The 12,208-nt window shown below is 52.8% G+C and carries 11 protein-coding genes; all 11 read right to left on the bottom strand.

Annotated elements, in window-relative coordinates; translation table 11 throughout:
- Positions 1-62: 62 nt before the first annotated feature.
- Positions 63-1,043 carry a GTP 3',8-cyclase MoaA gene (gene moaA, locus DW739_RS05300; RefSeq protein WP_118742751.1) on the bottom strand — a complete coding sequence of 327 codons (981 nt, stop codon included), beginning with the start codon at positions 1,041-1,043 and terminating at the stop codon, positions 63-65.
- A complete protein-coding gene (gene moaC, locus DW739_RS05295; protein ID WP_118471663.1) occupies positions 1,040-1,516 on the bottom strand; it encodes a cyclic pyranopterin monophosphate synthase MoaC in 477 nt (158 codons plus the stop codon). The genes moaA and moaC overlap by 4 nt, the downstream gene beginning before the upstream one ends.
- A complete protein-coding gene (locus tag DW739_RS05290; protein WP_182427944.1) occupies positions 1,491-2,480 on the bottom strand; it encodes an NTP transferase domain-containing protein in 990 nt (329 codons plus the stop codon). The genes moaC and DW739_RS05290 overlap by 26 nt, the downstream gene beginning before the upstream one ends.
- A 22-nt stretch (positions 2,481-2,502) precedes the next feature.
- The gene (locus DW739_RS05285) at positions 2,503-3,591 is read right to left on the bottom strand and encodes a sulfate/molybdate ABC transporter ATP-binding protein (protein ID WP_118742749.1); all 1,089 of its coding nucleotides are present in this window, start codon (positions 3,589-3,591) and stop codon (positions 2,503-2,505) included.
- Positions 3,588-4,367 carry a molybdate ABC transporter permease subunit gene (gene modB, locus DW739_RS05280; RefSeq protein WP_118742748.1) on the bottom strand — a complete coding sequence of 260 codons (780 nt, stop codon included), beginning with the start codon at positions 4,365-4,367 and terminating at the stop codon, positions 3,588-3,590. Before modB ends, DW739_RS05285 begins: the two co-directional genes overlap by 4 nt.
- Positions 4,368-4,630: 263 nt before the next feature.
- The gene (gene modA / locus DW739_RS05275; RefSeq protein WP_118742747.1) at positions 4,631-5,491 is read right to left on the bottom strand and encodes a molybdate ABC transporter substrate-binding protein; all 861 of its coding nucleotides are present in this window, start codon (positions 5,489-5,491) and stop codon (positions 4,631-4,633) included.
- A gap of 390 nt (positions 5,492-5,881) precedes the next feature.
- Positions 5,882-6,958: an XdhC/CoxI family protein gene (locus DW739_RS05270; protein WP_182427943.1), complete on the bottom strand. Its 1,077-nt coding sequence runs from the start codon at positions 6,956-6,958 to the stop codon at positions 5,882-5,884.
- Between the two features lie 69 nt (positions 6,959-7,027).
- Entirely contained in the window at positions 7,028-8,047 is a 1,020-nt protein-coding gene (locus tag DW739_RS05265; RefSeq protein ID WP_118742745.1) for a molybdopterin-binding protein, read from the bottom strand.
- A 21-nt stretch (positions 8,048-8,068) separates the two neighbouring features.
- Positions 8,069-9,754, bottom strand: coding sequence for a DVU_1551 family NTP transferase (locus tag DW739_RS05260; RefSeq protein WP_118742744.1), 1,686 nt, complete (start codon positions 9,752-9,754; stop codon positions 8,069-8,071).
- An 11-nt stretch (positions 9,755-9,765) separates the two neighbouring features.
- Positions 9,766-10,167, bottom strand: a complete 402-nt coding sequence (locus tag DW739_RS05255) for a NifB/NifX family molybdenum-iron cluster-binding protein (RefSeq protein WP_022360477.1) — start codon at positions 10,165-10,167, stop codon at positions 9,766-9,768.
- 130 nt (positions 10,168-10,297) lie between these two features.
- Positions 10,298-12,187, bottom strand: a complete 1,890-nt coding sequence (locus tag DW739_RS05250) for a DVU_1553 family AMP-dependent CoA ligase (protein WP_118742743.1) — start codon at positions 12,185-12,187, stop codon at positions 10,298-10,300.
- Between the last annotated feature and the right edge of the window lie 21 nt (positions 12,188-12,208).

The raw sequence follows: 12,208 nt of genomic DNA, 5'->3' as shown, positions 1-12,208 counted from the left end.
CATTCCGCCGGCTCACACTTTCACCGCAGAAACCATAATCATAATCCTCACAAACACCCTGCTTATCCGCCTATCTGGGACATTCCCCGGTGTTCCCGATCCGTAAATTCCGTCTTTTTCTCAAAATTATGTCCCTTCGGCTTTTCCGCAAGCGCCTGTCCGATCGCCCGGCGCAGGTCTTCATCGGTACCGCCGCCGCGCAGAATGGTCTTTAATTCCACCCCATTGTCATACTGGAGACAGGTCTTTAAGAATCCTTCCGATGTCAGCCGGATCCGATTACATTCGGAACAGAATTTATGGCTGACCGCGCTGATAAAACCGATCCGTCCCTGAAAGCCAGGGACTGCGAAATAATGGCACGGGCCATTTCCTGCCACGTCCCCGCACGGGGTAAAGGTTCCAAATGCCTCTTCCAGCGCATGCTTCAACGCATCTTCTTTCACAAAGGCAAACTGCGTCCCCATGCCGATCGGCATCATTTCGATGAAACGCACGTGCACGTTATGGTTTTTCGCCAGTTCCGCCACCTCTAAAAGCTTTTGCTCCTCGATCCCAAGCACCGGCACACAATTTATCTTGATCTGCATCCTGCCTTTCTGGATCGCCGTCCGAAGGCCGCGTCTGACCGCTTCGATCTCATCCCGGCGTGTGAGCTGCCGGTACACCGACGCATCCAGCGTATCCAGGCTGATCGTGACTGAATCAACCCCCGCATCCGCCAGCGCATCGTACATTTCTTCTAATAAAACACCGTTCGTCGTGATCGTCAGGCTCTTGATTCCCGGAATCTGTTTTAACGCTGCTGCTAACTCCGGCAGTCTCCGGCGCACCAGCGGTTCGCCGCCGGTCAGCTTGATTTTCTGAATGCCGTTCTCTGCCAGAATCTGGCAGACCCGCTCGATCTCACCAAACCGCAGGATCTCTTCATGGGAAATGCTGCTGACGCCTTCCTCCGGCATACAGTACACACAGCGCAGGTTGCATCGGTCGGTCACGGAGATCCGGACGTAGTCGATCGTTCTGCCGTATCCGTCTATCATCGCACAAATTCCCCGCTCTTTCCTCCCGATTTTGCATCGAGATGTATCTCTCCGATCTCCATCCGCTTGTCGATCGCCTTGCACATATCATAAATGGTCAGAAGCGCCACGCTGACGCCGGTCAGCGCCTCCATCTCGACGCCGGTCTTTCCTTCCAGCTTCGCAGTACAAAATGCCTTGATCGTCAGCTCTTTTTCATCTACCTCAAAATCCACGCTGCATTTCGTGATGAGAAGTGTGTGGCACATCGGGATCAGGTGTGCGGTCTGCTTCACCGCCATGATTCCCGCCACACGCGCCACCCCCAGCACATCGCCCTTGGCAACCGTTCCCTCCAGAACCGCCTTCATGACAGCTTCATTGACGTGAATCTTGCCGGATGCCGTCGCCGTCCGGCTGGTAATCTTCTTTTCCGTTACATCTACCATGATCGCATTTCCCTTTTCATCAAAATGCGTTAATTTCTCTTCCATTTGTATCCTCCTTTTCCTCTTCTTCCGGCTCCAGAAAGATTTTCTCAAACGCTGCTTCTGCTGCCGCCTGCACTGCTGCTTCCATCCGGCGGAATTTTTCTAAAAATACCTTTCCCTCCGGCGTCAGCACAGAAAATCCGCCCTTGCTTCCGCCCGTCTGGCGCTCTAAAAACTGGATTCCCAGCTGCGCCTCCGCGATCTTGAGCATTTTCCAGCCCTTGCTGTAAGAAATATCCCGGATCTGACAGGCACCGAGCATTGAACCACTCTCAGCAACTGCCTCCAGAAAATCCGCCGTCAGCGCGCTGAAGCATTCTTCCTCGCGGCTCAGCGAAATCGACGCCCGAAATGCCAGCTCCCCGCGCTTCTGCCTGTCTTTTTCGTAGGCAAGCAGCGATTCGTAGTCCATTTTCGTGTTGGTGTCCAGTAAAACACCCGGATCTTCAACCTCGATCTCCCGGACACCTTCGCCCCACGCATCCATTGCGCCGCGGAGTCCTTTTCCACCCCGGTACGTTAAGATATGTCCAAACACTTCCTTCGACAGCATGACCGGGTGTCCTTTTTTTCCCTGACAGACCGGTACTGCCATGCTTCCGGGCGCCTGCGCCATCTTCTCGATTGTGTCCGCCGTGATCATCGGCACGTCGGCAGGGAACAACAGCACCCGATCGGCTTTTTTCTGGATATGGCGCAGTCCCATGCAGATTGAGCCGTACATCTGCGATGTCTCATACCGCTTGTTTCGGATACAGACCGCACCACGGTGTGAAATATGACGTTCCAGCACATCTGCCTGATACCCGGTCACGACGACGATCGGCGAGATCCCCGCCTGCCGGATCGTGTCGATCTCCCTCTGTATCATCGTGGTCTGCCCCATCCGGAGCATCGGCTTTAATTCTTCCATGTGCGCCGACCGCCCTGCCGCCAGGATGATCGCGCCTGTTTTCCCATCTGCCATACATATCCCCTTTTCTATCATTCTAACCTTCTTTTAAAAGCATGATATCTCCCGGTGCAATTCCCAGCCGGACGCAGTCTCCGCGCTGATACTGGTTTAGTGAATCACTCTGCTTATAGTCTACCTTCCACCAGATCACCTCGCGTTCCAGTGCATTTTCTTTGTCACCCGCTGCCCCTGCATTTTCCACCGGACGCAGCAAAACATCCCACTCAAATGGCTGGCAGAGTGTGTCCCCCCACTCGCACGTAAATTCATTCGCACTGCCGCGCGCTGGGTAAAACTGGTGCGCCCGGATGCCGATATAGGCATGCTCCGCGGCAACCGCTTCTTCGGTCTGAAACGTGAGTCCCCAGTCGAGCGCCTCCACCTCATATTCGCCGATCCGCCGGATCCGGCTGAAGTTTTTACAGCCTGTCAGGCGTGCCGCAGTGACATTTTCCGGTTTCTGGAAAATCGCCCGCGTCTCTCCCTTCATCGCCACCTGTCCGCGGTTTAAGATGATGCTCTTCTCGCAGAACCGATAGACCTCGTCCCGGCTGTGGCTGACCATCAGCACATCGCCCGTGTACCCGCGGAGTACCTCGCGCACCTGGAACTGCAGTTGTTCCTTCAGATAATAATCAAGTGCCGAAAATGGTTCATCCAGCATGATCACATCCGGCTCATAGACGAGAATGCGCGCCAGCGCCACACGCTGCTGCTGTCCGCCGGAAAGCTGGGACGGATACCTTTTTTCAAGCCCTTCTAATTTAAAGAGACGGATCATGCGGGCAGCCGCTTCCTGTTTTTCCTCCTTGCTGCCCGAAAGCCCCGCTGCAATGTTGGTTTCTACGGTCATATTCGGAAACAATGCATAATTTTGGAATAAATAACCGACTTTCCGCTTCTGCGGCGGCAGGTTGATGCGCTTTTCCGAATCAAAGAGCACCCTGCCATTTAACACGATCCGCCCTTCGTCCGGCGTCTCAATTCCGGCGATACACTTGAGCGTCATGCTCTTGCCGCTTCCGGAGGCGCCGAGAATGCCCATGACGCCGCCATCGGTGTTAAGCGATACGTCCAGCGAAAAGCCGGAAAATCTCTTTTTGATTGCCGCCTGCAGGCTCATCCCGCGCCTCCCTTCTGTGCATCCGCTTCCCTGTCCGCAAACAGTTCCACCGAAACCTTTGCATCCTGACCGCCCGCTTCCACACTGTTATCTTTCTTTTTATGATTGCTGCTTCCGCGCATATCCCGCCGCGACAGCACATTCATCAGCACGACGACCAGGAAGGAAATCACCACGATGATCCACACATACTGGTATGCCATCGACATTTTTCCAGCCGCCACCTGTGAATAGATGGCAAGCGGCAGTGTCTGCGTCTTTCCGGCGATATTGCCCGCCAGCATCGCGGTCGCACCGAACTCGCCCAGTCCTCTTGCAAAGGCAAGGATCGCGCCGCTGAGGACGCCCGGCATCGCCGACGGCAGAATTACCTTCCAGAAAATGCGGCTCTCGGAAAATCCCAGCGTCCGAGCCGCATAGATAAGCGTCACATCGACCTGTTCAAACGCGCCGCGCGCTGCCCGGTACATAAGCGGAAATGAGATCGCCACCGCCGCGATCACCGTTGCCACCCATGAAAATACAATCTTGACGCCAAACAATTCCAGAAACAGCTGTCCGAGCGGTCGTTTTACACCAAAAATCATCAGCAGGAAGAAGCCTGCTACCGTCGGCGGCAGGACCATCGGAAGCGTCAGGATGCCGTCCAGCACCATTTTCACTTTCTCAGAGCGTGCCGATACCACCAGCCGCGCCATCCAGACTCCCAGAAAAAACGTAATAATGATCGACAGCGTTACTGTTTTCATCGATATCCATATCGGAGACCAGTCCATCTTTCTTCCCCTCCTTTCCTATGAATCAAGTCGAACGTCCGTGAGACCCAACTCCCACTGAGACAAATTTGCTATTATTCGCCACCTAAAGAGGTGGGAGTCTTCTCGACTGAGATAAAAACTGCCGCAGAACACCTGGTTTTCAACGGACCCTGCATTCTGCGGCGGATTTTATTCCATACATGGTTCACTGTCTGTCCTTCGCTGTCCTGCTTTCTATTCACACAGTCGGCTGCATATCCCAGACAGTCATCGCTCCCGGCTTATTTATTTGCTGTGAAGCCATACTCCGCAAAGAAGGAGAGCGCATCATCGGTTCCCAGATAATCTACAAACTTCTGTGCTGCATCTTTCTTTGTGCTTGCGCTTACAACACCAACCGGATAGATAACCTTCGATACGCTTCCTTCCGGTGCATATCCGATAACCTTTACCTGGTCAAACTGATCGCTGGTGGTTGCATCGGTCAGGTATACGATACCTGCATCTGCGCTTCCGGCTGCTACCCAGCTTAAAACCTCGGTTACGTTGGTACCAAAGCTTGTCTTAGCCTCTACATCATCCCACATACCCAGGTTCTCAAAGGCTTCCTTGGCGTACTGTCCAACCGGAACACTCTCCGGATCGCCGAGTGCAATCTTCTCTGCCTTTGTGATATCCTCAAAACCGGTAATTCCCAGTGTGGAATCCTTCGGAACGATCAGGGCGATCTTATTTTCCAGAAGCTCTACGACAGAATCTGCATCAACCAGTCCCTCGTCCTCCAGCGCGTTCATCTGCTTCATCGCTGCGGAGAAGAATACGTCTGCATCTGCGCCCTCTTCGATCTGGGTCTGCAGCTTTCCTGAACTGTCAAAGGTAAAGCTCAGCTTGATGTCCGGATTCTCTTTCTCAAATGCCGGCTGAATCTTGTCTTCCATAACGTACTGAAGGCTGGCTGCTGCCGCTACCAGAATCTCCTGCTGGTCGCCGGTTGCCTCTGCTTCTGCTTCGGTCTCCTCTGTCTCAGCTGCCTCTGCCTCCGTTTCCGGTGCTACTGTCTCAGCCGGTTTGCTGGATGAACATGCGGTCAGGGATGCTGCCGCCATCGCTGCTGCCATTACAAGTGCCCACGTTTTTCTCATATCTTGGTTTCTCCCTCATTTCACGCACACGTTTCCGGCATCCTCCTCGTTTCGATTCCTCACGCCATAGCAATGTGGTTTTTACCCTTCCGTTATTTTCGGAAAATTATAATGATATTTGCTAATCAAATAGTAGCACGTGGCACTTTTTTTGTCAATCTTTACAATGATTCTTATTGAATGCACATGGTCATTATGTGCACCAAAAAATAACGTGGCTTTTTTCTGCATTTTCCCTTTATTCTTATGAATTTTCCAGTTGTTCTTTCCAAACCCTTCCGTCTATTTTCGTGAAATTATTATGATGATTTTTCATATATTTTATTTTTATCTTTTTATTTTTCATTTATTTGAAATTTTGTATCCAAATACGCCGCCGTTTCGGTTTCCTTACCGGTCACACGGTTCCCGATCCGTGGCAAAGTCTTCCACCAGCACATCCATAATGCCGCCGCAGACCATTCCTTCATCTTCCGCTGCCTCGCCGGTCAGATCTACATGAACTACTTTGTACCTGCCGCTTCCGATCAGAGAACGTGCCTCGCCCAGCACGGCCGCCTCGCTGCAGCCGCCGCCGATGCTGCCGAGAATCCGTCCGTCCCGGTAGACAATCATCTTCGCGCCTGCCCCGCGCGGGGAGGATCCCTTTGATTCAATCACCGTGACCACTGCTTTCGACTCATCCGGCTCCTCTGCCAGGCGTTTCAGCACATCAAAATCCAGATCGGAACGGTTTTTCACACGTTTGTCTTCCCGATCCATGCGCTTTACCTGTATGATCTCCGCCAGAATCGAGATCGCGATCTCCTCCGGTGTCACACCGCCGATCTTTAAACCGATCGGGCTCTTTAAACGGCTCATTCGCTCTGGATCGTAACCCTCTTCCAGAAGCTCCTGTTTCACGATACCGACGCGGCGTCTCGAACCAATCATGCCGAGATACGCCGGTTCTTTTCCTTTTCCAATCATACGCAGGCAGTCCGCATCGTGGCGGTGTCCGCGCGTAACGATACAGATATAGTCGCTCTCCTGAATCTTGAGTTCTTTGATCGCATGCCCAAAGTCATCACAGATCACCTTCTCTGCCATCGGGAAACGTCCCGGATTCGCGAAGGAAAGGCGGTCGTCCACCACAGTTACCTGGAATCCGACGCGCGCGCCAAATTCTGCCACCGGAAGAGCCACATGGCCGCCTCCGAGAATAATCAGGCGCTCTTTCGGGAAAAATGGTTCCGCCACATTCCAACTGCTTCCGGCGCGCCCACAGACCGGCTGCCCCTGTGTCAGGGCTTCTTTTCCAATCTCCGACGCCTCTGCACCTTCTTTCAGTTCACAGCGCATATCTGCTAGATTTCCCTCTTCTCCCACAAAGCTTCTCTCGAGCGCCAGACACGGCGTCCCTTCCAGTTTTTTCAGAATCTCCCCATACAGATTCATATCACGCACTTCCTCTCTTTTATACTGCATGAGCCATCCATTTCTCATTTCGCAGTTGTGCCATCGCGGTTGCTGCCTCATCGCCTCTCTCTGGCTCGATTATTTACCAAAACCGCAGTTCGGGAAAATACAAGTTGGACAATTTAAGCACAGACCACCTGCGCCCATCTTCGCCAGATCTGCTTTTGTCACCGGCACATCTGCCATCACACGCGGCAGCACCAGATCAAAGATGGTCCTCTTCGCATACATCACGCAGCCCGGAAGTCCCATGATCGGTCTTCCGTCCTTCATATATGCCAGCAAGAACATCGCACCCGGAAGTACCGGCGCGCCGTAGGAGACAACCTCCGCCCCGGTCTGCTTGATCGCGCTCGGTGTCGTATCATCCGGATCGACGCTCATGCCACCGGTACAGACAACAAAATCGGCGCCCTGATCCAGCCATTCCTGGATTGCCTCCGTGATTTTATCCGGATTGTCCCCTATAATCTTCTGTCCCAGAACTTCCACACCAAATTCCTGAAGCTTTTCCCGGATGACCGGGCCAAATTTATCCTCAATCCGTCCATAGAACACTTCATTTCCGGTCGTCACAATGCCCGCTTTCTTATTTTTATACGGAAGCAGCTTTAACAGCGGCTCTGAACCCGCTGCCTTCTTCGCCTCTTCCATTTTTTCTTTTTCAATTACCAGCGGGATCACACGGGTTCCGGCTAACTTATCACCTTTTTTTACCGGGAAATTCGTCCGGCGGGTCGCGATCATCATCTCCGGCAGGCTGTTGACCTTTAAGAGGCGTTCTTCATCAACCTGAAACAGACCGTCCGACTCCGCAATCAGCTCAATCTTGCCTTCCTTCGGATCGGTTGCACGCATATACTCATTCTGGCAGATGCCGCGCAGAATGTCCGCCGCCTCGTCCTCATGATATTTTGTATCGTCCTTTTCCCAGACATAAATATGATCTTTTCCAATCGAAAGCAGTACCGGGATGTCCTCCTCGCGCACGATATGTCCCTTACGGAATACGGCATCCTTCGTCACATCCGGAATAATCTGTGTCATATCATGGCAGAGTACCTGTCCGACTGCCTCGGTTGTTTTCATTAATTTCATATGATTTTCCTCTTTTCCTTTTTACAGTAATGCCTCCGCACGCTTTGCCAGCTGATACCGCCGTTCCACGCCCTCCAGCGCCTCCGGGTTATCCTTAAATTTCTCCCGTTTTGCCGCAAACCGTTCTTCGATCGTTACACGCCGTTCTCCCTGTACCTGCTTGTCCGCCAGGTACACAATCAGGCTTTCATTCAAATATCCCAGCTTTTCTTCCGGCAGATCCATATGATCCGCAACGATATCCGCGATCCCGGTATGTCCCAGAAGCCGCAGCCATCTCGCCCCTGTTTCCGGATGTTCGGGATATGCTTTGGCGATGTCGTGAAGAAGCGCCGCCGCGTAGATTTTATATTTATCAATTGGGGGGCTTTTGTATGTCATCTCCACACATGTTTCCGCCCTATGCTTTAGAACTCTATCTGCCAATTTCACGGCCAGCTCCGCAACCACCCGGCTATGGCGCACCGTCGCCTCCGGCGTGCGGAACCATGCAAGCAGACGTTCACACTCCTCTTTGTCCGGGACAGGTCGTTTTCTCTCCCAGTCACGCAATTTCTGAAACTCTTCCTGGGTATCCGCATCAAACGCGCAGCCCGGATCCGGCACATCCAGGGAAATCCGGCGGATTCCCGGCTGTTCACAAGCGCCTTTAAGCCCCATCGTCCCGTCATGCTGCAGCAGTTTTGCGATCACATCTGCACGGATCAGAAGCGGATGCCCCGGTGTTTTCTCATACTCCGGGAGATAGACATCCCCATCGCCTTCCGCAAACCGGTATTTTTCATATTCCAGCGTAAATGGCGTAAACAGCGGCACATCCACCGGGAAAAAGAAAATGCCATCCAGCGTCTCTTTTCCTGCCGTTTTCCGCTTTTTCTCATAATAGGAAAGCCCCAGGCAGACGGAATCAAACATTTTCGTCTCCGCATACGCGGGATTATGGATGAAATGGATTCCCGGTCCCGCAGCCGCCGCGCGTATATCTTCCGCCCGTCGTCCGGTAATGATCGTGATTTCATGTACGCCGCACGCCCGCAGCGTCTGTATCTCACGTTCCAGAACCGTCTGGGCGCCGAGCTTCATGAGCGGTTTGAAATCCCCCATCCGCGAGGATCGCCCCGCCGCCGAGATCAAGGCGTCAAATACATAATCCTTTCTTTCATACACCTGTCCGTAGCCAAAGGGAATCTGCAAAAGTTCTGCCTTTTTCCGCTTCTCCCAGCCGCTGATCAGTGTCCGGAACCAACCCGCGTGCCCGATTACCAGAATATCGCCCCGGCTCTTCATCCGGAGTTCATTCCAGGTTGTCCTGGCGCGCCCTGCACAATCTGCAAAACTCTCTCCCTGCGGCGGTCGGAAATCGTACATATCTGCCCCTCGTGCCACATACTCCGCTGGAAACTGTTCCCGGATTTCATCGAAGGAATGACCATCCCATTCCCCCATGTCAATCTCCGCCAGACCATCTACGACCTCAATCGGAATACTTCTGTCAATCACTTCCTGCAGGATCGCGGCTGACTCCTGGCAGCGCTTTAACGGGCTGGTATAAATCTTTTCAATTCTGCGTCCCGCAAATGTCTCCCCCAGCGCCCGAATCTGTGTCCGCCCTTCCTCTGAAAGCGGCAGATCCGTCCGCCCGATGCAATATTTCCGTTCATCTGGAAATTCCGGCTTCCCATGCCGGATCAAATAAATCGTCCGCATTCTGTCCTTTCCTAGTGCTCGTGTTCCTCTTCTTCCCCACACTCGCAGCTGAAATCATGGCTGTGTCCAAATGGTCCCGGTCCGCCGATGTAGTCGCGGATCAGCTCCAGTTTATAACGGTTCATATAGCTATATGCCTTCTGAACCGTATGCCCGCTTCCCAGATAACGGGTCACGCCCGCCTTTACCAGTATCTCAAACGGTTCTTTCTCGATCGGTCCGCAGATGACTGCCTCACAGTCATGTTCTACCACCTTCTTCGCAAATACCAGATTGTCCGGATCCTGTTTTCCATAGACATGGAAAATCTGGTTCTTGTCCGCGTCAATAATCATCAAAAACGGACTCTCCTTAAAAGTCGCCGGCACCAGTCCGTCGATCTCCTCTGTCTCTGATGCAATCGCTATGTTCATTTTTTTCTCCTTGTTCTTGTCAAATTTTACTGATTTTTTTCAAAATTTCTCGATTATTTTTAATTTTATGATACTGCAATTAAAACTTATCGTCAAGTTTTTCATGATATTGAATTTTACCACTCATTTTTCATTTTTCCTCGATGATCAGCCGCCTTTTTCCCGAACCGATATAGGGGGAAATTTCTTTTTCTATCACTGAGACGGTCAGGCAGTTCCCAAAGTATTCCGTTAATGCTGCTTTGACATTTTTCACTCTGCTTCCTACCGCATCTGCATAACCCGCTTTCTTCATAACAGCCACCGTCAGATGCTTCTGCGCCGCATTGTAAGATGCCTGAAAATCTTCCACCTCATCCAGGGCAAATAAAAGCTCATCTAATATGTGCATGGAAAGTACTTTTCCGCCGGACAGCCGGACGCTGTCATCCAGCCGTCCCTCAACCTTATCAAGTCTGGGCTTTAAACATCCGCAGGCACACGGTTCTGCAATCATCCGCCCCAGATCGCCGGTCCGATAGCGCACAAGCGGCATTCCCCGCCGCCGAAGCGTTGTCAGAACCAGCTCGCCGTATTGCCCTTCCGGAACCGGCTGTCCCGTATCCGGATCCAGAATCTCAATCAAAAGGTCCCGGTCCCGCAGATGGTAACCCACACGCGCCCCACACTGTACGCCGCCGCCGTAACCAGTTTCCGTCATCCCCCAGTGTGTAAAGACCCGGCAGTTCCATGTTTTTTCCAAAAAACGCTGCACGCTGACCGGCACATAATCAGCACTTAAAAGCACTGTTTTCGGGCCAAGTCCCGGCGCATGGGCTGCCAGCGCATACATCTGGCTTGGGACACCGATCAGGCAGTCTGCCCCCTCGCCGTCCCGCGCTGCCGCTTCCATATCGTGAATCAGTCCATGAACCTTCGTCTCCACCTGAATGCGCCCCAATCCTTCTTTTAAAAGTCCTCCAATCGAAAAAAATCCCGGTCCTTCCATATAAACCGTGACCCGATCGCCTGGCTTTACCATGTACTGCATCCCTGTTTCAAAGAAATCCGCCGTCTGCATCAGATCGTCTTCGGTAAAAAACAGGCGCTTCGGTGCCCCTGTACTGCCGGAGGTTTTCAGCGTGATGATCCGCGCGATCTCCTTGGCTGGAACACATAAAAATGTTTCCGGCTCCGCTTTCAGTTCCTCCGGGGTTGTGAGGGGAAGTGTCCGGAAATCCGCCCATGAAAACGAATCCGGTGCGAGCCGTACATCGGAACCTGCCATTTCCCCAAGCTGTCCCCAGACGGATGTAAATTTCTTCTGATAAAATGGACTTTTCTCCTTTACATACGAAAGTGTCCGCCATAACCCGGACGGCTGCGCCGCCGCAATAAAATAACCGCAGGCCGCTTCTTTTAAAATCTTCCGGTCCGCCCCCAGCGCTGCGCAGACGGATTCCAGATTCCCATCGAAGATCTGTTGCCCGATCCACTCCGCCAATGTTCCCGACACGTCCTGCATCTTTGCAAGCACAAATCCCGCCTCCGCCAGCCGGTCACGGATTGTTTTAGCAGACTCCAGCCGTCCCAGCATCCCGTCTAAGAAAAGCTCTTTCTTCCGGGCATACATATCGCTCATCAAAAGCCATCCTTCCAGTTTTAACACCCGGTACGCCTCCCGGAGCGCCGCCGCCGGTTCCGCAGCCTTGGAACAACTGCATTCCATCAGAATGATATCCGCCGTCTGAGCTGGATATGGCAGTTTCTCCGCACATCCAGTCTCTATCCAGCCAGGTTCATGCACATCCGGATTCTTATCCAATCCGGAAATCTGCCAGCCCGGGAAATGCTCAGAAAGCCATCGCATCGTGCCGCCGGTTCCGCAGCCGATGTCGATGACGCGAAGCGACACTGCAGGGTCTGTAGACTCCGTCTCTGCCGCTCCCGCCTCCGGTATCTCAATTCCCGCAAACTGGAACATCTGCCTCGTCAGCGCAAATCCGCCCGGTCGGCAGAGACTGCACTCATTTGTATTCATTTTTTGCACCTCTCCTTTCTG

This window comes from Clostridium sp. AM28-20LB, assembly GCF_003480665.1.
In the GTDB taxonomy this organism is placed as follows: Bacteria; Bacillota; Clostridia; order Lachnospirales; family Lachnospiraceae; genus Otoolea; species Otoolea fessa.
The sequence above is the reverse complement of the archived record's forward strand: the minus strand, read 5'-3'. Positions and strand labels throughout refer to the sequence as shown.

Bases quoted from the DNA above. Each gene is read 5' to 3' on its own strand.
- DW739_RS05290 (WP_182427944.1), bottom strand. From the start codon at position 2,480: ATGGCAGATGGGAAAACAGGCGCGATCATCCTGGCGGCAGGGCGGTCG.
- moaC (WP_118471663.1), bottom strand. From the start codon at position 1,516: ATGGAAGAGAAATTAACGCATTTTGATGAAAAGGGAAATGCGATCATG.
- moaA (WP_118742751.1), bottom strand. From the start codon at position 1,043: ATGATAGACGGATACGGCAGAACGATCGACTACGTCCGGATCTCCGTG.
- modB (WP_118742748.1), bottom strand. From the start codon at position 4,367: ATGGACTGGTCTCCGATATGGATATCGATGAAAACAGTAACGCTGTCG.
- DW739_RS05260 (WP_118742744.1), bottom strand. From the start codon at position 9,754: ATGCGGACGATTTATTTGATCCGGCATGGGAAGCCGGAATTTCCAGAT.
- DW739_RS05250 (WP_118742743.1), bottom strand. From the start codon at position 12,187: ATGAATACAAATGAGTGCAGTCTCTGCCGACCGGGCGGATTTGCGCTG.
- DW739_RS05285 (WP_118742749.1), bottom strand. From the start codon at position 3,591: ATGAGCCTGCAGGCGGCAATCAAAAAGAGATTTTCCGGCTTTTCGCTG.
- DW739_RS05255 (WP_022360477.1), bottom strand. From the start codon at position 10,167: ATGAACATAGCGATTGCATCAGAGACAGAGGAGATCGACGGACTGGTG.
- DW739_RS05270 (WP_182427943.1), bottom strand. From the start codon at position 6,958: ATGCAGTATAAAAGAGAGGAAGTGCGTGATATGAATCTGTATGGGGAG.
- DW739_RS05265 (WP_118742745.1), bottom strand. From the start codon at position 8,047: ATGAAATTAATGAAAACAACCGAGGCAGTCGGACAGGTACTCTGCCAT.
- modA (WP_118742747.1), bottom strand. From the start codon at position 5,491: ATGAGAAAAACGTGGGCACTTGTAATGGCAGCAGCGATGGCGGCAGCA.